At 72.4% G+C, this 21,513-nt stretch carries 21 protein-coding genes; 10 read left to right on the forward strand and 11 right to left on the reverse strand.

Annotated features, from left to right (window positions below; genetic code table 11):
• Positions 1-20: 20 nt before the first annotated feature.
• Entirely contained in the window at positions 21-254 is a 234-nt protein-coding gene (locus tag DBP14_RS33155) for a DUF6480 family protein (RefSeq protein ID WP_129311319.1), read from the forward strand.
• A gap of 22 nt (positions 255-276) precedes the next feature.
• Here the strand turns inward: DBP14_RS33155 and DBP14_RS33160 are convergent, their stop codons facing one another.
• The 6 genes from DBP14_RS33160 to DBP14_RS33185 all read right to left on the reverse strand — a co-directional run bounded on the left by DBP14_RS33160 (position 277) and on the right by DBP14_RS33185 (position 9,206).
• The gene (locus DBP14_RS33160; RefSeq protein WP_129311320.1) at positions 277-1,365 is read right to left on the reverse strand and encodes a glutamate--cysteine ligase; all 1,089 of its coding nucleotides are present in this window, start codon (positions 1,363-1,365) and stop codon (positions 277-279) included.
• Between the two features lie 111 nt (positions 1,366-1,476).
• Entirely contained in the window at positions 1,477-3,687 is a 2,211-nt protein-coding gene (gene glgB, locus DBP14_RS33165) for a 1,4-alpha-glucan branching enzyme (protein ID WP_129311321.1), read from the reverse strand.
• A 4-nt stretch (positions 3,688-3,691) separates the two neighbouring features.
• Entirely contained in the window at positions 3,692-5,059 is a 1,368-nt protein-coding gene (locus DBP14_RS33170) for a maltokinase (protein WP_129311322.1), read from the reverse strand.
• A 30-nt stretch (positions 5,060-5,089) separates the two neighbouring features.
• On the reverse strand, positions 5,090-6,808 hold the full coding sequence (gene treS, locus DBP14_RS33175) for a maltose alpha-D-glucosyltransferase (protein WP_129311323.1): 1,719 nt from the start codon (positions 6,806-6,808) through the stop codon (positions 5,090-5,092).
• Complete coding sequence (locus DBP14_RS33180) at positions 6,805-8,796, reverse strand: alpha-1,4-glucan--maltose-1-phosphate maltosyltransferase (RefSeq protein WP_129311324.1); 1,992 nt, start codon at positions 8,794-8,796, stop codon at positions 6,805-6,807. Before DBP14_RS33180 ends, treS begins: the two co-directional genes overlap by 4 nt.
• Positions 8,797-8,906: 110 nt before the next feature.
• Complete coding sequence (locus DBP14_RS33185) at positions 8,907-9,206, reverse strand: DUF5133 domain-containing protein (RefSeq protein ID WP_129311325.1); 300 nt, start codon at positions 9,204-9,206, stop codon at positions 8,907-8,909.
• Between the two features lie 306 nt (positions 9,207-9,512).
• On the opposite strand from DBP14_RS33185, the gene DBP14_RS33190 reads away from it, so the two are divergent.
• Together DBP14_RS33190 and glgX are read left to right on the forward strand one after the other, a co-directional pair.
• Positions 9,513-10,025, forward strand: coding sequence for a pep a2 (locus tag DBP14_RS33190; RefSeq protein ID WP_129311326.1), 513 nt, complete (start codon positions 9,513-9,515; stop codon positions 10,023-10,025).
• A 23-nt stretch (positions 10,026-10,048) separates the two neighbouring features.
• Positions 10,049-12,166, forward strand: coding sequence for a glycogen debranching protein GlgX (gene glgX, locus DBP14_RS33195; protein ID WP_164992459.1), 2,118 nt, complete (start codon positions 10,049-10,051; stop codon positions 12,164-12,166).
• A 152-nt stretch (positions 12,167-12,318) separates the two neighbouring features.
• Here glgX and DBP14_RS33200 read toward each other — a convergent pair whose 3' ends face one another.
• Positions 12,319-13,125, reverse strand: coding sequence for a VOC family protein (locus tag DBP14_RS33200; RefSeq protein WP_129311328.1), 807 nt, complete (start codon positions 13,123-13,125; stop codon positions 12,319-12,321).
• A 128-nt stretch (positions 13,126-13,253) separates the two neighbouring features.
• Here DBP14_RS33200 and DBP14_RS33205 point away from each other — a divergent pair, with 128 nt between their 5' ends.
• A complete protein-coding gene (locus DBP14_RS33205; RefSeq protein WP_129311329.1) occupies positions 13,254-13,586 on the forward strand; it encodes an ANTAR domain-containing protein in 333 nt (110 codons plus the stop codon).
• A 21-nt stretch (positions 13,587-13,607) separates the two neighbouring features.
• Here DBP14_RS33205 and DBP14_RS33210 read toward each other — a convergent pair whose 3' ends face one another.
• The gene (locus DBP14_RS33210; RefSeq protein ID WP_129311330.1) at positions 13,608-14,399 is read right to left on the reverse strand and encodes an RNA polymerase sigma factor SigF; all 792 of its coding nucleotides are present in this window, start codon (positions 14,397-14,399) and stop codon (positions 13,608-13,610) included.
• Between the two features lie 247 nt (positions 14,400-14,646).
• On the opposite strand from DBP14_RS33210, the gene DBP14_RS33215 reads away from it, so the two are divergent.
• From DBP14_RS33215 to DBP14_RS33230, 4 genes are all read left to right on the forward strand, one after another.
• Positions 14,647-15,105 (forward strand): helix-turn-helix domain-containing protein, encoded by a 459-nt coding sequence (locus DBP14_RS33215; protein WP_129311331.1) that lies wholly within the window; start codon positions 14,647-14,649, stop codon positions 15,103-15,105.
• Positions 15,102-15,944, forward strand: a complete 843-nt coding sequence (locus tag DBP14_RS33220; protein WP_129311332.1) for an ATP-binding cassette domain-containing protein — start codon at positions 15,102-15,104, stop codon at positions 15,942-15,944. Before DBP14_RS33215 ends, DBP14_RS33220 begins: the two co-directional genes overlap by 4 nt.
• The gene (locus tag DBP14_RS33225; RefSeq protein ID WP_129311333.1) at positions 15,904-16,749 is read left to right on the forward strand and encodes an ABC transporter permease; all 846 of its coding nucleotides are present in this window, start codon (positions 15,904-15,906) and stop codon (positions 16,747-16,749) included. The genes DBP14_RS33220 and DBP14_RS33225 overlap by 41 nt, the downstream gene beginning before the upstream one ends.
• 189 nt (positions 16,750-16,938) lie before the next feature.
• Positions 16,939-17,463 (forward strand): hypothetical protein, encoded by a 525-nt coding sequence (locus DBP14_RS33230; RefSeq protein WP_129311334.1) that lies wholly within the window; start codon positions 16,939-16,941, stop codon positions 17,461-17,463.
• An 82-nt stretch (positions 17,464-17,545) separates the two neighbouring features.
• On the opposite strand, the gene hemC is transcribed toward DBP14_RS33230, so the two are convergent.
• From hemC to ligD, 3 genes are all read right to left on the reverse strand, one after another.
• The gene (hemC, locus tag DBP14_RS33235; protein ID WP_129311335.1) at positions 17,546-18,481 is read right to left on the reverse strand and encodes a hydroxymethylbilane synthase; all 936 of its coding nucleotides are present in this window, start codon (positions 18,479-18,481) and stop codon (positions 17,546-17,548) included.
• A 99-nt stretch (positions 18,482-18,580) separates the two neighbouring features.
• Complete coding sequence (locus DBP14_RS33240) at positions 18,581-19,345, reverse strand: NPP1 family protein (RefSeq protein ID WP_129312212.1); 765 nt, start codon at positions 19,343-19,345, stop codon at positions 18,581-18,583.
• A gap of 130 nt (positions 19,346-19,475) precedes the next feature.
• Positions 19,476-20,438 carry a non-homologous end-joining DNA ligase gene (ligD, locus tag DBP14_RS33245; protein ID WP_129312213.1) on the reverse strand — a complete coding sequence of 321 codons (963 nt, stop codon included), beginning with the start codon at positions 20,436-20,438 and terminating at the stop codon, positions 19,476-19,478.
• A gap of 177 nt (positions 20,439-20,615) precedes the next feature.
• Between ligD and DBP14_RS33250 the strand changes: the two genes are divergently transcribed.
• Together DBP14_RS33250 and DBP14_RS33255 are read left to right on the forward strand one after the other, a co-directional pair.
• Positions 20,616-20,996, forward strand: coding sequence for a hypothetical protein (locus tag DBP14_RS33250; RefSeq protein WP_129311336.1), 381 nt, complete (start codon positions 20,616-20,618; stop codon positions 20,994-20,996).
• The gene (locus tag DBP14_RS33255) at positions 20,993-21,460 is read left to right on the forward strand and encodes a peroxiredoxin (RefSeq protein ID WP_129311337.1); all 468 of its coding nucleotides are present in this window, start codon (positions 20,993-20,995) and stop codon (positions 21,458-21,460) included. The genes DBP14_RS33250 and DBP14_RS33255 overlap by 4 nt, the downstream gene beginning before the upstream one ends.
• Positions 21,461-21,513 lie beyond the last annotated feature (53 nt).

Below are 21,513 nucleotides of genomic sequence, written 5' to 3' on the forward strand. Positions count from 1 at the left end.
GTCCGGGGGACTCGGACCCCATGACCTATGTGAACCCCGATCCGGAGCCCGACCGCACGACAGGGCTGGAGCCCGGGGGAGGAGTCCCGCCCGGCGAGACCCCGCCCGCGGAGAGCAGCATGCCCGAGGCCGCGATCCGGCAGCCCGACAGCAACGCCCGGGGCTGGTCGAAGGCGCCGATGACGGTCATCGTCCTGTGCCTCGTCGTGCTCGCGGCGTTCTTCCTGGCCTACGCGCTGGCCCTGATCTTCTGAGGGGTCCTCCCCGGGGTCCGCCTCACCCCTGGGTGTGGCGGACGCACTCGGTGACGACCTCGCGCAGACTGCCGGTGCGTTCCAGCAGCTCGCGCTGCTCGCGGGCGCCGTTGCCGTGCCGCAGCAGCGCGGCGACGGCCTCCTCGGCACGCTCGGCGTCGCCGCACTCCGTGAGCGCGTCCCCGGTGTGCTCCAGCAGCGCGCGCAGCACGTCCCCGGCCGGCCGCGGCCGCAGGGTGACCGGGTCGAGGAGGTCCTGTTCCAGGCCGGTCCGGGCGGCCTGCCACGCGGCCAGCCGCAGCAGGCTCACGCTGTGGTCGGGGGCCGGCCGGCCCGCCCGCCAGTCGCGTGCGGCGGTCTCCACCAGGCCGCGGGCCAGGGTGGCGACGAGGACGGCGGTCTCCGCGCGCAGGCACACGTCGGCCACCCGGATCTCCACCGTCGGGTAGTTCGCCGACAGCCGGGCGTCGAAGTACGCCATCGCCTCGTCCAGGATGACGCCGCTCGCCACCATGTCCGCCACCCTGCGGTGGTAGCGCTCGGGCGAGCCGAACAGCTCCGTCGGACCGGCCGACGGCCAGCGGTTCCAGACTCGGCTGCGATAGCTGGCGTAGCTGGTCTCCCGGCCCTGCCAGAACGGCGAGTTGGCGCTGACGGCCGCGAGTACCGGCAGCCAGGGGCGGAGCCGGTCGAGGATCGCCACGCCCTCCTCGTCCGACTCCACGCACACATGCACATGGCAGCCGCAGACGAGCTGGTCCCGGGTGCCGACCCCGTACCGCTCGGCCAGCCACTGGTAGCGGTCGTTCACCGTGAGGGAGGGGCTGACCGGCAGCGGCGAGGTGGCGAGCGCGGCCACCGTGCAGCCGATCTGCCCCGCGTGCCGCGCCGACTCCTTGCGCCAGCGAACGATCTCCGCCCCGAGGTCCGCCATGTCCGTCTGCGGATGCGTGGCGAACTCCAGCATCTGCCCGAACAGCTCCTTCTCGAACACGTCCTGCCCGGAACCGCTGTGGGCGGCACGGGCGAGGACGGCGGCGGCCAGTGCCTTCGGATCGCCGCTGCCGGGATCCACCAGGAGGAGCTCCTCCTCCACTCCGACGGTGCGCACGGGTGCCGCCCTTCTCCTCGTGCCTCCGCACGCCGTCTCGTGCCACGAGGGGCGGCCGGAGGTCTGTACGACCCCGACTGCCCCCCGGGCGTCGGTCGACACCTGCGCGGCTCAGCGCACCGGCGCCAGCCAGACCGTGGCGAGCGGCGGCAGCGTGAGCCGGAGCGAGCCGTCTTCGGGCTTGAGCGCCCCCGGGGCGCCGACGGCGACACCGCCGCCGCCGTACCGGGCGTCGTCGGTGTTCAGCGCCTCCTGCCAGGCCGGGACCTCCTCCGGGACCCACACCCGGTAGTCGTGGCGGACGACGGGGGAGAAGTTCGACACCGCCAGCAGCGGCGTGCCCCCGGCGTCGTACCGCAGGAACGCGAAGACGTTGTCTTCCGCCGCGTCGCACAGCACCCACCGGAAGCCGCCCGGATCGGTGTCCCGCTGCCACAGCGCAGGAGTGTCCCGGTACACCGTGTTCAGGTCCCGGACGAGGTCGCGCACCCCCCGGTGGTCGCCCTGGGCGCAGTACTCCGGGTCCAGCAGCCACCACTCGGGGCCGTCCTGCTCCGACCACTCACCGCCCTGCGCGAACTCCTGCCCCATGAACAGGAGCTGCTTGCCGGGATGCGCCCACATCCAGCCGAGGTAGGCACGGTGGCCCGCCCGGCGCTGCCACCAGTCGCCGGGCATCTTCGACACCAGGGCCTGCTTGCCGTGCACCACCTCGTCGTGCGAGATGGGCAGGACGTAGTTCTCGCTGTAGGCGTACACCATCGAGAACGTCATCTCATGGTGGTGGTACTTGCGGTGCACCGGCTCCTTCTGGACGTACTGCAGCGAGTCGTGCATCCAGCCCATGTTCCACTTCAGCCCGAAGCCGAGCCCGCCGCCGTCCGTCGGCCGGGTCACCCCGTCCCAGGCGGTGGACTCCTCGGCGATGGTCACCACCCCGGGGCAGCGCCGGTACACGGTCGCGTTCATCTCCTGCAGGAACGCCACCGCGTCCAGGTCCTCCCGCCCGCCGAAGACGTTCGGCGTCCACTGGCCCGAGTCGCGCGAGTAGTCCAGGTAGAGCATCGAGGCGACGGCGTCCACCCGCAGCCCGTCGATGTGGAACTCCTGGCACCAGTACACCGCGTTGGCGACCAGGAAGTTGCGCACCTCGGTCCGCCCGAAGTCGAACTCGTACGTCCCCCAGTCCGGGTGCTCGGCCCGCCGGTCGTCCCCGGGCTCGTACAGCGGCTCCCCGTCGAACCGGGCCAGCGCCCAGTCGTCCTTGGGGAAGTGCGCCGGCACCCAGTCCATGATCACACCGAGGCCGGCCCGGTGGCAGGCGTCGACGAAGTACCGGAAGTCGTCCGGGGAGCCCAGCCGCGGGGTCGGCGCGTAGTAGGAGGTGACCTGGTACCCCCAGGAGCCGCTGAAGGGATGCGCGGCGACCGGCATCAGCTCCAGGTGCGTGAACCCCATCTCCTTGGCGTACGCGGGCAGTTCCGCCGCCAGCTCGCGGTAGCCCAGACCCGGCCGCCAGGACGGCAGATGCACCTCGTACACGGAGAACGGCGCCTCGTGCACGGGGGTGTCCCCGCGGTGCGCCATCCACTCCGCGTCGCCCCACGCGTACTCCGGGGCCGCCACGACCACCGACGCCGTGTCCGGCGGTACCTCCGCGCACCGCGCCATCGGGTCGGCCTTCAGGAACCGGTGGCCGTGCCGGGAGGTGATCTCGAACTTGTACCGGGTGCCCTCGCCGATCCCGGGCAGGAACAGCTCCCACACTCCGGACGCGCCCAGCGACCGCATCGGGTACTGCGTGCCGTCCCAGTACGTGAAGTCACCGGCGACCCGCACCCCCTGGGCGTTCGGCGCCCACACGGTGAAGCGGGTGCCGGCCACGCCCTGGTGGGTCATCGGCTCGGCCCCGAGCGCCGTCCACAGCTGCTCGTGCCGGCCCTCCCGGATCAGGTGCAGGTCCAGCTCGCCGAGCGAGGGCAGGAAGCGGTACGGGTCCTGCACCTCCTGCTCGCCGTCGTCGTACGCCACCAGCAGCGTGTACGACGGGATGTCCGGGCAGGGCAGGACGGCCGAGAACAGGCCGCCGCCCTCGGAGATCAGCCGGTTGCGCATCCCGTCGACCAGGACGCTCACCGAGCGGGCGTTCGGCCGCAGCGCCCGGAACAGCGTGCCGCCGGGCACCGGATGGGCGCCCAGCAGGGCGTGCGGATCGTGGTGCGCGCCGCCGAGCAGCCGGTCGCGGTCGCCGGGGTCGAGGGGAACGGTCGCGGCCGGGAGCGGGCCGGCGGACTCCGGGGGTGTCATGTCGCGCAGTGCCATGGCGTCAGCCTCCCCACACGGCGAGCCGCTGGATCGCGGCCATCGGAACCGGCAACCAGTCCGGACGGTGCCTCGCTTCGTACAACACCTCGTACACCGCCCTGTCCGTCTCGTGCGCGCGCAGCAGCGCGTGCTTCTTCCGGGGGTCCCAGCCGACCCGCGCGGCGTAGCCCGCGCAGAAGGCCTCGCGGCAGCGGCGCGCCCACTCGGGCCGCCAGGGCCGGCGCTGCCGGGCCGCGTAGTCGAAGGAGCGCAGCATCCCGGCGACGTCCCGCACCGGGGACTGCGCGGCCCGCCGCTCGGCGAGCGGGCGGGACGGCTCACCCTCGAAGTCGATGACGAACCAGTCCCGGCCGGCCCGCAGCACCTGCCCCAGGTGCAGGTCGCCGTGGATGCGCTGGGCCGGCGGGCCCGTGTCGCAGCCGGCCAGCGCGCCGAACGCGGTGCGCAGCCCGGGGACGAAGGGCCGCAGCGCGGGCACCGCGTGCGCGGCGGCGTCCAGCCGGGCGCACATCGCCTCCGCCGTGCGGCTGTGCTCCCCGGGCCCGGCCGCCGGGAACGCCTCGGCCAGCGCGAGGTGCACCTCGGCCATCGCCCGGCCCAGCTCCCGGGCCTCGGCGGTGAAGTCGTCGCCCGAGGCGAGCGCGCGCAGCGCCAGCGTCCAGCCGTCGGCGGCGTCGGGCAGGAAGGGCTGGAGCACGCCGAGCGTGGCCGGGCTCGGCGCGGCCGTGCTGAACCAGGCCACCGGTGCCGGTACCCGCGAGCAGCCCTGCGCGGCCAGCGCGCCCGGCACCTCCAGATCGGGGTTGACGCCCGGCTGGATGCGGCGGAAGACCTTCAGGATGTACGCGTCGCCGTAGACGATCGAGGAGTTGGACTGCTCGGCGTCCAGCAGGCGCGGCGGCAGCCCGCCGGGCAGGTCGCCGGCGGCCGGGTCGGCCTCGAAGCGCAGGGGTCCCGCCGTGCCCGGCCGGCGCAGCCGCTCCAGGAGCAGGTGCGCGGAGCGCGGGTCGTGCAGGGCGTCGTACACGGCGAGACCCGCCAGCGGACCCTCCTCGGCGCGGCCGATGTACGCCCGCGCCAGGCGCGGCGCCGGCTGCTGGCGCAGGCCGAGCAGCAGCTGGTAGCAGTCGCCGGGCGGGGGAGTGCCGCCCGGCGTGGGCACCGGGGCGTGAGAGGCGTGGACCAGCAGGTGCAGACAGCCCGGGAACAGCTCGGTCACGGACAGCACCGACAGGTCCGTGACGGGCCGGTCCTTGCCCGCGAACCAGCGCTGCTTCGGCAGCCATTCGCGCAGCATCCCGCCCAGCGAGGCCAGCGGTCCCCGCACGTCGGGCGTGGTTCTCGGTCGGAGGGTGATGGTCTTCGGCATGGTGACGCGTCCTTTCCTCGGCGCCGGGCGTCAGCGGCGGCGGCCGATGCGGGATGCGACTCGGGTGAGCCGGAACCAGTAGAAGCCGTGGCCGGCCAGGGTGAGGAGGTAGGGCAGTTCACCGATGGCGGGGAACCGCACCCCGCCGATCAGCTCGACGGGATGCCGTCCGTCGTACTCCCGCAGGTCGAGTTCCGTGGGCTGCGCGAACCGGGAGAAGTTGTTGACGCACAGCACCAGGTCGTCACCGTATTCGCGGAGGAACGCGAGCACCGCCGGGTTGGAGGACTGGAGTTCCGTGAAAGAGCCGAGTCCGAAGGCGGGGTTCTGCTTGCGGATCTCGATCATGCGGCGGGTCCAGTGCAGCAGCGACGACGGCGACGACATGGACGCCTCGACGTTGGTGACCTGGTAGCCGTAGACGGGGTCCATGATGGTCGGCAGGTAGAGCCTTCCGGGGTCGCAGGACGAGAAGCCGGCGTTGCGGTCGGGTGTCCACTGCATGGGGGTGCGTACGGCGTCGCGGTCGCCGAGCCAGATGTTGTCGCCCATGCCGATCTCGTCGCCGTAGTAGAGGATCGGTGATCCCGGGAGGGAGAGCAGCAGGGCGGTGAACAGTTCGATCTGGTTGCGGTCGTTGTCGAGGAGGGGGGCGAGGCGGCGGCGGATGCCGATGTTGGCGCGCATACGCGGGTCCTTCGCGTACTCGGCCCACATGTAGTCGCGTTCCTCGTCGGTGACCATCTCCAGGGTCAGCTCGTCGTGGTTGCGCAGGAAGATGCCCCACTGGCAGTTGGAGGGGATGGCCGGGGTCTTGGCCAGGATCTCGGAGACCGGGTAGCGCGATTCCCGGCGTACGGCCATGAAGATGCGCGGCATGACCGGGAAGTGGAAGGCCATGTGGCATTCGTCGCCGCCGGAGGCGTAGTCCCCGAAGTAGTCGACGACGTCCTCGGGCCACTGGTTGGCCTCCGCCAGCAGCACCGTGTCCGGGTACATCGCGTCGATCTCGCGGCGCACGCGCTTGAGGAACTCGTGAGTGGCGGGCAGGTTCTCGCAGTTGGTGCCCTCGGCCGAGTAGAGATAGGGGACGGCGTCCAGCCGGAACCCGTCGATGCCCAGGTCCAGCCAGAACTTCAGAGCGGCCAGGATCTCCTCCTGCACGGCCGGGTTCTCGTAGTTCAGGTCCGGCTGGTGCGAGAAGAAGCGATGGAAGAAGTACTGGCCCCGGACGGGATCGAACGTCCAGTTGGAGGCCTCGGTGTCGACGAAGATGATCCGCGCGTCCTCGTACTGCTTGTCGTCGTCGGCCCACACGTAGTAGTCCCCGTACGGCCCGTCGGGGTTGGTGCGCGACTCCTGGAACCACGGGTGCTGGTCGCTGGTGTGGTTCATGACGAAGTCGATGATGACGCGCATGCCGCGCTGGTGGGCGGCGTCCACGAACTCCACGAAGTCGGCGAGGTCACCGAACTCCGGCAGGACGGCGGTGTAGTCGGCGACGTCGTAACCCCCGTCGCGCAGGGGGGACTTGAAGAACGGCGGCAGCCACAGGCAGTCCACGCCGAGCCACTGCAGATAGTCGAGCTTGGCGGTCAGGCCCTTGAGGTCGCCCACGCCGTCGCCGTTGCTGTCGTGGAACGTGCGGACCAGGACCTCGTAGAAGACGGCGCGCTTGAACCACTCCGGATCCCGGTCCTTGACGGGAGTGTCCTCGAAGGTGTCCGGCACGGGGTCGTTGACAGTCATGACGCTGCGGGCCCTCCGTTGTGTGGCGTCGGTCGTCCGACGTGGAGCACGTGCGCCGGCGCCCCGCCGGGGGTGAGGCGCACGTAGTTGGTCCTGCCCCAGAGATAGGTCTCACCGGTGAGCAGGTCGCGCACCGGCACCGACTCGTGCCCCTCCAGGCCGAGCTGCGGCATGTCCAACGAGACCGTCGCCTCCTGGGTGTGGTGCGGGTCCAGGTTGACGACCACGACGACCGCGTCCGTCCCCGTGCGCTTGCTGTAGGCGATCACCGCGTCGTTGTCCGTGTGGTGGAAGCGCAGGTTCCGCAGGCGCTGCAGCGCGGGATGCTGGCGCCGGATGGTGTTGAGGCGGGTGATGAGGGGGGCGAGGGTGCGGCCCTCGCGGGCGGCGGCGTCCCAGTCGCGGGGCTTGAGCTGGTACTTCTCCGAGTCGAGGTAGTCCTCACCGCCTTCCCTGAGGGGGGTGTTCTCGCACAGTTCGTAGCCGCTGTAGATGCCCCAGGTGGGGGAGAGGGTCGCGGCGAGGACGGCACGGGCCTCGAAGGCGGGCCGGCCGCCGTGCTGGAGGTAGGCGTGCAGGATGTCGGGGGTGTTGGCGAAGAAGTTCGGCCGCATCCAGGAGGCGGCCTCACCCGAGAGTTCGGTCAGGTACTCCGTCAGCTCCTGCTTGCTGTTGCGCCAGGTGAAGTACGTGTACGACTGCTGGAAGCCGATCTGGGCCAGGGTGCGCATCATCGCCGGGCGGGTGAACGCCTCGGCCAGGAAGATCACGTCCGGGTCGCGGCCGTTGACCTCGGCGATGACCCGCTCCCAGAACACCACCGGCTTGGTGTGGGGGTTGTCGACGCGGAAGATCCGCACCCCGTGCCCCGTCCAGAACCGCAGCACGCGCACGGTCTCGGCGACCAGGCCGTCCATGTCCGCGTCGAACGCGATGGGGTAGATGTCCTGGTACTTCTTCGGCGGGTTCTCGGCGTAGGCGATCGTCCCGTCGGGGCGGTGGTGGAACCACTCGGGGTGCTTGTGCACCCACGGGTGGTCCGGGGAGCACTGCAGCGCGAAGTCCAGGGCCACTTCCATCCCGAGAGCCTGTGCCTCGGCGACGAAGTGGTCGAAGTCCTCCAGGGTGCCCAGCTGGGGGTGGATCGCGTCGTGGCCGCCTTCGGGGGAGCCGATCGCCCAGGGCACGCCGACGTCATGCGGTCCGGGGTCGAGGCTGTTGTTGGGGCCCTTGCGGAAGGTGGTGCCGATCGGGTGGATCGGGGGGAGGTAGACGACGTCGAAGCCCATGTCGGCGATGGGGCGCAGCCGGCGGGCGGCGGTGCGGAAGGTGCCGTGGGGCTGTTCGGGGGTGCCCTCGGAGCGGGGGAAGAACTCGTACCAGGAGCCGTACAGGGCGCGTTCGCGTTCCACCAGCAGCGGCATCGGCTCCGAGACGGTGACCAGCTCCCGCAGCGGATACCGGGCCAGGACCTCCGCCACCTCCGGCGCCAGGGCGGCCTTCACGCGCGCGTGCAGCGAGAGCGAGTCGTCGCCGAGGGCCTTGGCGGCGGCCAGGACCAGCTTGCGCTCCGGGCCCTTGGGGACACCGGCCGCCGCGCGCGCGTACAGTTCGGCGCCCTCCTCCAGCACCAGCCCGGTGTCGATCCCGGCGGGCAGCTTGACGCGGGCCGTGTGGTGCCAGGTGGCCAGCGGATGGCTCCAGGCCTCCACCTCGAAGGTCCAGCGGCCGGGCGCGTCCGGCGTGACCTCCGCGCCCCAGCGGTCGCTGCCCGGGGACAGCTCGCGCATCGGCGTCCAGGGGCCGGGACGCCCCTTGGGATCGCGCAGGACGACGTTCGCGCCGAGGGCGTCGTGTCCCTCCCGGAACACGGTGGCCGACACCTCGAACGACTCCCCGGCCACCGCCTTCGCCGGGCGCCTGCCGCCCTCCACGGCCGGCTTCACGTCACGTACCGGGACGCGGCCGATGACCGGGGCCGTACTCATCCATCTCACCTCCGCCGTGCGCGAAGCCGGGCGCGGGGCCCGGCTTCGCGGTCCTGGTGGGCGCCAGGGCCGGTGCCCTGGCGCGTGGAACGCCACTGTGCGGTGCCGGCTCAGGGCCGGCCCGCCGCGGAACGCCGTCCGGCCGGCGGAGCCCGCCGCCCGGCCCGGCGCGAGACCGGCCGCCCGTCCTGCTCCTGCAGGTAGGTGACCAGCGTGCTGCGCAGATACCGCTCGGCCGCGTCCGCGGCCTCCCGGGCGCAGCGCTTCCCCATCAGCACGCACAGGGTGTAGCCCGAGTCCTCGAATGTGGCCCGGACCGTGCGGTCGTGCGGCGAGGCGAGCATCACGCGCTCCCACGCCCGGTAACGCCGCAACTGCCGGGCCACTTCGGCCTTGGCGGGTAGCAGCATGGCCCTCTTCACCCTCCACGCTCTCGACTGGGCGCGTTCCCGACGGTCGGGTGGTGTCCGCGCACGGGTGGGCACGGCACCGTTACGGCGATCGAGGCTTTCACTTATGGTGCACGCGCGGACACGAAGCGTCTTGTTGGATCTTCAATCATCTGGTTGCCCGTGGTGCTCGTGTTGCACGAATGGCGTAGCGGTCCCACTGTGGAGGGTGACTCAGAAGCGATCAGCGCTCACGCTTCGTGTCCGGGATCGGTCCCGGGCGGGGGCGAGGGGAGCGGGAGCTTCGCCGGTGAGGAGCAAGCGACGATGAAGACCGCAGTGCCCTGCTACTACCACCTCGACGTGGAAGTCAGCCCCGAACGGGTGGGACAGGTCAGCCGCATCCTGGCCGCCCACCTCCGCTACTGGGACCTCGACAACCTCGTGGCTCCCGTCTGCCGCGGCGCCGAACTGCTGCTGCGGGCCATCGACCAGCACGCGACGGACAAGCACACGTCCATCGAGATGTGGTGGAACGGCCAGCACCTCATCACCGCGGTCGGCGAGGACGACCGCGACCTGCGCCCCGACCAGGACCTGCGCCCCTGCCTGGCGGACATCGCCGCCATGAGCGACGGCTGGGGCTGCTGCGCCTCGGACACCGGCAGCACGATCATCTGGTTCTCCCAGCGGGCCCGCGCCGGCCGGCACGCCCCGCTGGTGCCGACCGCCCCGGCGCCGTCCCTGCGCCAGGTGCTCCAGGTACCGCGCGAGCTGCCCGTGGCCGCCCTGGCCGGCCCGGCGCCGGCCGCGGACGACGCTCTGGAGGGCAGCCGGTGACCGCCCGGAAGTCCAGGAAAGGGGTGCCCGCGTGGAGCGGGCACCCCTACCCGCTGGGTGCCGCCTTCGACGGGCAGGGCACCAACTTCGCCCTCTTCAGCGAGGTCGCCGAACGCGTCGAGCTGATCCTGGTCGACGACGCCGGCACCGAGACACCCGTCCGGCTGCACGAGGTCGACGGATTCGTGTGGCACGCGTACCTGCCCGGCATCGGCCCGGGACAGCGCTACGGCTACCGGGTGCACGGTCCCTGGCAGCCCGCCCTCGGCCACCGCTGCAATCCGGCGAAGCTGCTGCTCGACCCGTACGCCCGCGCGGTGGACGGCCAGATCGACAACCACGCCTCGCTGTACGAGCGCGCCCAGGACGGGCCGGCGGGCGCCGACAGCGCCGGGCACTCCATGCTCGGCGTGGTCACCGACCCCTACTTCGACTGGGGCGACGACCGCCCGCCCCGGCGGCCGTACTCCGACTCGGTGATCTACGAGGCCCACGTCCGCGGCCTGACCCGCACCCACCCGGACGTCCCCGAACGGCTGCGCGGCAGCTACGCCGCCCTGGCCCACCCCGCCGTGATCGAGCACCTGACCTCGCTCGGCGTCACCGCGGTGGAGCTGATGCCGGTGCACCAGTTCGTGCAGGACGGCGTCCTCCAGGACCGGGGCCTCGCCAACTACTGGGGCTACAACACCATCGGCTTCTTCGCCCCGCACAACGCCTACGCCGCCTTCGGCACCCGCGGCCAGCAGGTCAACGAGTTCAAGGCCATGGTGAAGGCGCTGCACCAGGCCGGCCTCGAAGTGATCCTCGACGTGGTCTACAACCACACCGCCGAGGGCAACGAGCGCGGCCCCACGCTGTCCTTCCGGGGGATCGACAACGCCTCCTACTACCGTCTCGTCGACGGCGACTGGGGGCACTACTACGACACCACCGGCACCGGCAACAGCCTGCTGATGCGGCACCCCTACGTCCTGCAGCTGATCATGGACTCGCTGCGGTACTGGGTGACCGAGATGCACGTCGACGGCTTCCGCTTCGACCTCGCGGCCACCCTGGCCCGGCAGTTCCACGAGGTGGACCGGCTGTCGGCGTTCTTCGACCTCATCCAGCAGGACCCGGTGATCAGCCGCGTCAAGCTGATCGCCGAGCCCTGGGACGTCGGCGAGGGCGGCTACCAGGTGGGCAACTTCCCGCCGCTGTGGTCGGAGTGGAACGGCCCCTACCGCGATGCCGTACGGGACTTCTGGCGGACCGAACCCGGCTCCCTCGGCGAGTTCGCCTCCCGGCTGGCCGGCTCCTCCGACCTGTACGGGCACAGCCGGCGCCGGCCGCGGGCGAGCGTCAACTTCGTCACCGCGCACGACGGCTTCACCCTGCGCGACCTCGTGTCGTTCAACGACAAGCACAACGAGGCCAACGGTGAGGGCAACCGGGACGGCGAGAGCAGCAACCGGTCCTGGAACTGCGGGGCGGAGGGCGACACCGACGACCCGGCCGTCCTCGAACTGCGCGCCCGCCAGCAGCGCAACCTGCTGGCCACGCTGCTGCTGTCGCAGGGCATCCCGATGCTCTGCCACGGCGACGAACTCGGCCGCAGCCAGCGGGGCAACAACAACGCCTACTGCCAGGACAACGAGCTGTCCTGGATCGACTGGGACCTGAGCGACGAGCAGCACGCGCTGACCGCGTTCACCCGGCACGTCATCGCCCTGCGCGCCGCGCACCCGGTGCTGCGCCGGCGCCGCTTCTTCCACGGCGAACCCGCCACCCACGCCGACGAGCCGCTGCCCGACCTGATGTGGCTGCGGCCCGACGCACGGGAGATGACCGACCGGGACTGGCACCGGGACGACGCGCACTCGGTCGGCGTGTTCCTCAACGGCGAGGCCATCGCCGAACGCGACTTCCACGGGCGGCGCTTGATCGACGACTCGTTCCTGCTGCTCCTCAACGGCTACTGGGAACCGGTCGACTTCCGCCTCCCCGACGACACCTTCGGCGAGCGCTGGACCACCCTCGTCGACACCGCCGAGCCCGACGGCATCCCCGACGAACGCGAACGCAAGGCCGGCACGAGGCTCCGCGTGGAAGCCCGCAGCATGGTCGTGCTCTCACGTCCACCGAGAAACCCCGGGTGACCGTCAGGGGGCGCGCCACTGTCGCCGGGTGCGGGTCCGCCGTAGCCGATCGCGCAGTTCCCCGCGCCCCTCAAGGGGCGCGGGGAACTGCGCGAGTAACCACAACGTGCCCGCACCCGGCAACGGAGCTCGGCCACCCCCCGCCCGACGGCCTAGCGAGCGCGGCGTGACGTCACCGTGAACTGCGCCCCGTCCGGATCCCGGAGGATCGCCTCCGTCTCATCCTCCCGCAGCACACTCCCCCCGTGCTTCTCCGCCGCCCGCGCACACGCCGCCACGTCGGCGACCGCGAAGTGGATCTGCCAGTGCGGCCGTACGGAAGGGTCGGGGGCCGCCTCCACCGCGCCGGAGTCGATGCGCGCCATCACGTCGCCCCCGCTGCGCAGCACCACCTCGCCGCCCTCGTACTGCACCTCGCAGCAGCCCGGGTGCTCGGTCGCCCAGTCGAGGATCTCGCCGTAGAAGATCGCCGCGTCGAACGCGTTGCGGGTGTGCAGCCGGATGAACGTGGGTGCCGCCCGCCGCCAGGTCTCCCAGTTGGAGACCAGTTCGCCCTGCCAGATCCCGAACGTCGCCCCGTCGCGGTCGGCGAGCAGGGCCGCCCGCCCCGGCGGGAAGGACAGCGGGCCGACCGCGGTCGTACCGCCGCGCTCGCGCGCCCGGGCCGCGGCCTCGTCGGCGTCCCGGACCGCGAAGTACGGCGTCCACGCCACCGCCATCTGCCACATCGCGGCCACCGCCGCGATCCCCGCCACCGGCACCCCGTCCGCCAGCGCGATACGGAAGTGCTCGCCGAGCTTCGCCCCGCGCCACCGCCAGCCGAGCACGGCCGCGTAGAAGTCCTGGGTGGCCTCCAGGTCGCGGCTGGTCAGGCTCACCCAGCAGGGGGCGCCGAAGACGGCGTGCGTGGAGACGATGTCTCTCTTCGTCCCGCCGCCGCGCGGGAGATCATGGTTCATGGCAGTCGCGTCCTGGTCTCGGGGCCCCGGCGGACACCGGTCTGTCACCAGTGTCCGGCCGGGGGAGGTGCGGGCGCCTGTCGAGTACCCCGGTGGCAGGCGGCCAGGCGGGTGAGCACGATGGAGACATGGCAGAGAGCGAATCCGACCGGATCTTCGAGCTGCAGGCCGAAGTCGACCAGATGAAGGAGGCCCTGGCCTCCCACGCTGTCGTCGACCAGGCCATCGGCATGGTCGTCGCCCTCGCCCGCGTGCCGCCGGACCAGGGGTGGGAGGTGCTCAAGGACGTCTCCCAGCACACCAACATCAAGCTGCGCAACGTCGCCGAGCTGATCCTCATCTGGGGTCGCAACGGGGACATACCGCCCGACGTCCTCGCCGAGCTGGAGGACGCGCTGGACCGGTACGGGCCGACCCAGGTACCGGGCTCGCCGGGGATCCCCGACGCCCCCGAACAGTGAGCCGGCCGTGCGGGCGCCGGCTCAGCGGGCCTCGGCGAGCAGTTCCTCGCGCAGCCGGTCGAAGCAGCCGCTGAGCAGCCGGGAGACGTGCATCTGCGAGATGCCGAGCTGCTGGGCTATCCGGCTCTGCGTCATGCCACCGAAGAACCGCAGGTACAGGATGGTGCGCTCGCGTTCCGGCAGTGCCTCCAGGCAGGGGCGGACCGCCGCCCGGTCGACGACCAGGTCGTAGCCGGGGTCCGGGCCGCCGAGCGAGTCCCCGAGGGCGTACCCCTCCGTGCCGGCCACCTCGGCGTCCAGCGACAGCGCCGAGAAGCACTCCAGGGCCTCCATCCCGGTGCGCACCTCGGCCTCGGTGAGCTGCGTGTGCGCGGCGACCTCGGCGACGGTGGGGGGCCGGCCCGGTATGGTCTGCGACAGTTCCTTCAGGGCGCCGCGCACCCGGTTGCGCAGATCCTGCACCCGGCGCGGCACGTGAAGGGTCCACATGTGGTCGCGGAAGTGCCGTTTGATCTCACCCGTGATGGTGGGCACGGCATACGCCTCGAAGGCGCGCCCGCGTTCCGGGTCGTAGTGGTCCACGGCCTTGACCAGGCCCAGCGCGGCCACCTGGTACAGGTCCTCCAGGGACTCCCCGCGGCCGCGGAACCGGACGGCGATCCGCTCGGCCATGGGCAGCCAGAGCCGGACCAGCTCGTCCCGCAGCGCCTGGCGCTCGGGTCCGTCGGGCAGCCTCGCGAGCCGCTCGAAGGATTCGCCCGTCTCGGGGGCGTCGTCATGAGGATGAGGCTTGGTGCTGCCAGTGACACGCATCGCGCGCACCTCTCTCAGCAGGTGCTGGGTGGACAGACACCGTGGGAGGTGGACTCGGACCGGAGAAGGACACCGGGGCCCGGCTCTGCCGGCTCCCACGGACGTGCCTCCTGTCCGAAGCACATAGGTGCAGATTCCCGGTAGCGGACATACACAAACAAATATGTCGATAACTGGTGGGTTCCACGCATCGCTTTTGACCACCCCTTGACGGTGATTACCTCTGTAGCAGAGGTAATCTTCGAGGGTGGAGGAACCGGAGAGCTTCCCCGAGGACCTCGCCGACACCCTGGTGCGGATCCAGCGGCTGATCCGCCGGCGCCTGCGCGGCGGGTCGGCCGAGCCGCGACCGCGCGGGGCCGACGTGGAACTGCTGCGGCTGGTCGAGCACCGGCCCGGCGTCCGCGTCTCCGACGCCGCAGGGCTGCTGCACCTGGCGGACAACTCCGTGTCCACCCTCGTCAACCGGCTGGTGCGGGACGGCTATCTGGTGCGGGAGACCGATCCCGCCGACCGGCGCGCCGCCCGGCTGCTGCTGACGGCGGCCGCCGAGCGGCGACTGGAGGACTGGCGGCGCCGCCGGGCCGAGCTGCTCGGCCGGCAGGTGTCCCGGCTCGACGAGACCGACCGCGAGGCCCTGCGGGCGGCACTCCCCGCGCTGCGCAGACTGGCCCTCGCCCTGCACGAGGAGGCCGAGGACACATGAGCGCCGACACCCCCGTCACCACCACCGACGCCGTCGCCTGCACCGGGCTCACCCACTCCTTCGGCGCCACCGTGGCGGTCGACGGACTCGACCTGACCGTCCGGGAGGGCGAGGTGTTCGGGCTGCTCGGCCCCAACGGCGCCGGCAAGACCACCGCGATCCGCTGCCTCACCACCCTCCTGCCGGTCCCGGCCGGCACGGTCACGGTGTTCGGCCACGACGCCGCCCGCGACCGCATGGCCGTGCGCAGGCTCCTCGGCTACGTCCCGCAGCAGCTCTCCGCCGACAGTGGACTCACCGGCCGGGAGAACGTCACCCTGTTCGCCCGCGTCTTCGACGTGCCCCGCCGGGAACGCGCCGCACGCGTGGCGCAGGCCCTGGCCGCCGTCGGCCTCGCCGACGCCGCCGACCGGCTCGCCGGCACCTACTCCGGCGGCATGGTCCGCCGCCTCGAACTCGCCCAGGCCCTGGTCAGCGCGCCCCGCCTGCTCATCCTCGACGAACCCACCATCGGCCTCGACCCGATCGCCCGCACCGGCGTCTGGGACCACATCAACGCCGTCCGCGCCGCCACCGGCATGACCGTCCTCGTCACCACCCACTACATGGACGAGGCCGACCAGTACTGCGACCGGGTCGGCCTGATGCACCTCGGCCGCGTCCGCGCCCTCGGCACCCCCGCCGAACTCTGCCGCGGCCTCGCCGAACGGCGGGGCGGCACGGACCTGCCCACGCTGGAGGACGTCTTCCGCGACGTCGCCGGCAGCGCCCTCGACGACCGGTCAGGAGACTTCCGCGATGTCCGAAGCACCCGCCGCACCGCCCGCCGTGTCGGCTGAGGGAACCGAGCTGCTGCTCCGTCCGCCGGCGCCCCGCGCGGGCTGGCGGCTCCTGCCCGCCCGGGTCACCGCACTGTGCGCCGTCGAACTGCAGAAACTGCGCCACGACCGCACCGAGCTGTACACCCGCGCGATCCAGCCGGCCCTGTGGCTGCTGATCTTCGGCCAGACCTTCACCCGGATCCGGGCGATCCCCACCGGCGGCATCCCCTACCTCGACTTTCTGGCGCCCGGCATCATCGCCCAGTCCGCGATGTTCATCGCCATCTTCTACGGCATCCAGATCATCTGGGAGCGGGACGCGGGCATCCTCAACAAGCTCCTCGTCACGCCGACCCCGCGCTCGGCACTGATCACCGGAAAGGCGTTCGCGGCCGGCGTGAAGTCGCTGATCCAGGCGATCGTCGTGATCGTCATCGCCGCCCTGCTCGGCGTCGCCCTCACCTGGAACCCGCTGCGCCTGCTCGGCGTGGCCGCCGCCGTCGTCCTCGCCGCCGTGTTCTTCTCGTGCCTGTCGATGACCATCGCCGGCATCGTCCTCAGCCGGGACCGGCTCATGGGCATCGGTCAGGCCATCACCATGCCGCTGTTCTTCGGATCCAACGCCCTCTACCCCGTCTCGGTGATGCCCGGCTGGCTCCAGGCCGTCAGCAAGGTCAACCCGCTCAGCCACGAGGTCGACGCGCTGCGCGGGCTGCTGATCGGCGCGCCCGCGCACCTCGCCGGCGACTTCGGCGTCCTCGCGGTGGCCGCCGTCCTCGGCATCACCGCGGCCTCGTCCCTGCTCGGCCGGCTCGCCCGCTGATCTTGCCGCGGACGTGATGTGCGGCACGCGGCGCGCACCGACCCGGGCGGCCGGGGGCGGATTCTTCCTGGGCAGCGCTTGATCAGCGATCAAAGCGGGCGAACCCCCTGGCCACAGCGCATTCCGCTCATTTGACAGTGCGCTGAGCACACAGATAGACAGCAGCTCTCGAAGGTCGAGAGGGGCACTGTGTACGAGCCGAACGTGGTCGGGGACTGGCACGAGTACGACGAGCATGCCGGTCTGCGGGTCCGCGTCCATCGCCTGGAGGCCGCCGAGCCGCCGCGCGGACGTGACGACGCCGCCGCCGGCCTGACGTACTTCAGTGTCCGGATCACCGTGGAGAACCGCGGCGCGCGCCACCTCGGCATCCACCTGGAGGACGGCCAGACCGACGTCCGGGTCGGCCCCGACGGGGAGGGCGCCTTCATCGACTGGCGCAACTCCCAGTTCATCGAGGGCTTCGACGTCTACCCCCTGCGCCGGGCCACCGCCGTCCTCTACGCCGCCGCCCCGGAGGCCTCCCTCGCTCACGTCGACGTCCAGGTGCAGCTGCGGGTCGACGACGAGTGGAGCGACCGCCGGCTGTGGACGGGCGGCATCGGCGTCCTGGAGGGCACCGCGGCGACCGCGACGGCGACCGGCGGCCCGGGCAGCCTGGCCCACCAGGTCAGCGCCTTCCTCAAGGACCAGACGGAACCCGGCCCCGCCTGACGACCCGCGCGGAGCTGCCTGACGGCCCGCCCGGGCCCCGGCTGACGACCCGCCACCGCGCCCGTACCGGCGCCGTGCGCCGTCAGTGCGGGATGCCGTCGATGATCTCCCGTGCGCCCTGACGCAGCAGCGCCACGGCGACCGAGGTGCCGAGCGTGGCCGGGTCGAGGCGGCCCGCCCATTCGTGGGCGTTCAGGCGGGTCTTGCCGTCCGGGGTGAACACGCAGGCCCGCAGGGACAGTTCGCCGCCGCGGTCCACCCGGGCGTACCCGGCGATCGGGCTGTTGCAGTGGCCCTGCAGCACATGCAGGAACATGCGCTCGGCCGTCGCCTCCCGGTGCGTGCGGGGATCACCGAGCCCGCTGACCGCGTCGATCAGCGCCGTGTCGTCCTGACGGCACTGCAGCGCCAGGATGCCCGCGCCGATCGGCGGCATCATCGTCTCCGGCGACAGCACCTCGCTGATCACGTCCCGGCGGCCGATCCGCTCCAGACCGGACACCGCCAGCAGCAGCGCGTCGGCCTCCCCGGCGGCCAGCTTCGCCAGCCGGCGGTTGGCGTTGCCGCGGAACGGCACGCACTCCAGCTCCGGGTGGGTGGCGGCGAGCTGGGCGACCCGGCGGACCGAGGAGGTGCCGATCCGGGTGCCCGCGGGCAGCTCGTCCAGGGTCAGGCCGCCCGGGTGCACCAGCGCGTCCCGGATGTCGTCCCGCTTCAGGAACGCGGCGAACACCGTGCCGGCGGGCAGCGGCCGGTCGGCGGGCACGTCCTTGACGCAGTGCACCGCGAGATCCGCCTCACCGGCCAGCAGGGCGGCGTCCACCTCCTTGGTGAACGCCCCCTTGCCCTCGACCTGGGAGAGGTCCCCGAGCCACTTGTCCCCGGTGGTCCGCACCGGTACGACCTCGGTGCGCACTCCGGGGTGCAGGGCGGCCAACTCGGCGCGCACCCGCTCCACTTGGGCCAGGGCCATCGGTGAGTCACGGGAGACGATACGGATCAGTTCGGGCACGGACATGGGGCACACCATAGACCCTCGGCCACCTCGAACCGGACCGGGACCGGCCGGCCCGGCGCCGGGGAGCCGGATTCCGCCGCCGGGGACCGCGCGCCGGGCTCAGGCGTTCGGGTCGAACGGGATGCCGGCCGGCTTCGCCGAGGCCAGGTGGGAGGCGAAGTTCCCGTCCTTCAGGCCGAAGTGGGCGCTGCCGAAGTCGTACGCGCTGAGCTTGTCGCGCAGGCCGGGCGGATAGCCGTTCCAGCCGATGAGCGGCGGGTACTGCCAGGTGTGCTTGTCGTTCTCCGGCGGCTCGTCGTTTGTGTTCGCGAGCCGGAAGCAGTGGGTGCCGATGCCGTCCTTGTGGTAGACGACCTTGGCGTGCGTGCCCTCGAAGCGGACGTCGGAGGCCGGGTGCACGGTGAACGAGCCGTGGTTGGACGTCGAGACGTAGCGGACCTGCCCGTCCTGGACCCACACCACCACGTGCTCCCAGTCGTTGCGGTGCCCGAACCAGCTGACGCCGGGCAGCGCCTGGTCCTTCTCGAAGTACAGGCCGTACAGGTATCCGCACCAGCCGTTGTTGCACTTGTAGCGCGAGTAGCTGTTGGTGTTGTCCAGGTCGGAGGCGTCGTGGCAGTTGCCGTTGAGCGCGCCGGTCGGCTTCAGACCGGGGTTGATGCTGCCGTCGGAACCGATGGCGGGCGTCGGGTAGCAGCCGTCGGTGTCGTAGTCGAAGGCCGGCTGGTACGTCACCTCGGCCGGCTCGGCGTTGCCGGGCAGTGCCGGGGGCGGGGCGGCGAAGGCGACGCCGGGGAAGGCGATGACGAGAACGGCGGCACCGGCCAGGCCGGCGAGCCATCTGCGGGAGTGGACACGCGGCATGCGAGGCGGCACGAGGGGCCTCCAACAGCGGTGGGGGGCAAGGGAGTTCAGCATGCCGCCCGTGACCCGCACTGCCAAGACTCGCGCATGTCCCGCGCGCGAAGCCGCGGCAAACGTCCGGCTCCCCGGTTCAGGGAGTCCCGCCGAACTCCTCCGGCAGGTCGGCGGCCGACTCCTCCGGGGTGAGGTCCGGGCGCAGCCGCAGCCAGGACGGCTGGCGCAGCATGCCCGCCCGGGTCCGGATGCTGTAGCTGACCTCGCCGACCAGCCGCGGCCGAACCCAGCGGGCGTCCGCGATCCGCGGCACGGGATCGAAGGGGCACCGGTCGGCGGCCACCGCCCGGAGCAGCTCGGCCAGTTCGGCCCGCTCCGCCTCGCTCCACCCGGTGCCCACGCCGCCGACGTAGCGCAGCCGGCCGCCCGCGCGCTGTCCCACCAGCACCGCGCCGGGCCGGCCGGTCAGCCGGCCCTTGCCGGGCAGCCAGCCGCCGATGACGACGTCCTCGCTGCGCATGTTGCGGATCTTGATCCAGGCGCGGGAGCGGACCCCGGGCTCGTACACCGAGTCCAGCCGTTTGCACACCAGCCCCTCCAGACCGTGCTCACGGGTGGCCCGCAGCGCCTCGGCGCCGTGCCCCGTCACGGCCCCGGGCGTCGACCAGTGGGGCCCGGCCAGACCCAGCTCCGTCAGCCGGGCCCGCCGCCGGGTGTACGGCAGCCCGGTCAGCGGCTCCTGAAGGTACGGCACGTCGAACAGCACCAGGTGGACCGGCACCTGGGCGGCCCGGCGGGCGGCCCGCGCCGGGGCGTGCGCGAGGCCCATCCGGCCCTGCAGCAACTGGAAGTCCGCCCGCCCCCGTTCGTCGAGCGCCAGCACCTCGCCGTCCAGGACCGCCGGGGTGCGTCCCAGGGCGGCGCCGAGCGGCCGGAGTTCGGGATAGGCGCCGGTGATGTCCTCGCCCGAGCGGGCCCGCAGCCGCACACTGCCGTCCCCGGGCAGATAGACCATCACCCGCTGCCCGTCCTGCTTCGTCTCGTACGCCCACCGCGCGTCCTGCGCCGCGGGCGGCAGCGCGCCGGGGGTGGCGAGCATGGGCGGGATGACGGGCAGCGGCGGGGTCAGGGCGGTCACGGCTGAAGATGTCGACCGCTTCCGCCGCCGTCACGCGCGCCGGGGCGCGGGTTCCCCTGAACGGGTCCGGCCACAAGGGCCGACACCCGCCGTCTACTGTCGAGTAATATCCGGCGGCAGGTCACCCAAGGAGGAACCGTGCCACGGTCCGAACGCTCACCCCTGCTGCTCGCCGGCCTGCTGGCCGCGGCCGGGGTCGCCCACTTCGCCGCACCGCGCCAGTTCGACGCCATCGTCCCGAAGCGGCTGCCCGGCTCGCCCCGCGCCTGGACGTACGGCAGCGGCGTCGTGGAACTCGCCCTGGCGGCCGGCGTGGCCGCGCCCCGCACCCGGACGGCGGCGGCACGGGCCGCCGCCGCCTTCTTCGTCGGGGTGTTCCCGGCCAACGTGCAGATGGCCGTCGACTCGCGCCGCGGCCCCGCCCGCCGGCGCACCGCGGCGCTCGCCCGGCTGCCCCTCCAGGTGCCGCTGGTGCTCTGGGCGCGCGGCATCGCCCGGAACGGGGAGGGGCGGTCGTGACGGGACACATCGAGGTCGGCGACACGATCGAGGACTTCGCGCTGCCGGACGAGGCGGGCACCGTACGGCACCTCACCGAGCTGCTGGCCGACGGGCCGGTGGTGCTGTTCTTCTACCCCGCCGCGCTGACCCCGGGCTGCACCGCCGAGGCCTGCCACTTCCGCGACCTCGCCGCCGAGTTCGCCGCCGTCGGCGCCCGGCCGGTCGGAATCAGCGGCGACAGCGTCGAACGGCAGCAGGAGTTCGCCGGGCGCCACACCCTCGGCATGCCCCTCCTCTCCGACGCCGACGGGGCGATCCGCGAACGGTTCGGCGTCCGGCGGGGCTTCTCGCTCGCGCCCACCAAGCGGGTCACCTTCGTGATCGACCGGGACCGCACCGTGCTGGAGGTCGTCCGCAGCGAACTGCGCATGAACACCCACGCCGACCGGGCCCTGGCGGCCCTGCGGGCCCGGCAGGGCTGAGCCGCCCGGCGCCCAGGCTTGATGCGCCGCACCGATGGGATCATCCTGGGGCA

Origin of the sequence: Streptomyces sp. L2, from assembly GCF_004124325.1 — a bacterium.
Lineage (GTDB): Bacteria > Actinomycetota > Actinomycetes > Streptomycetales > Streptomycetaceae > Streptomyces.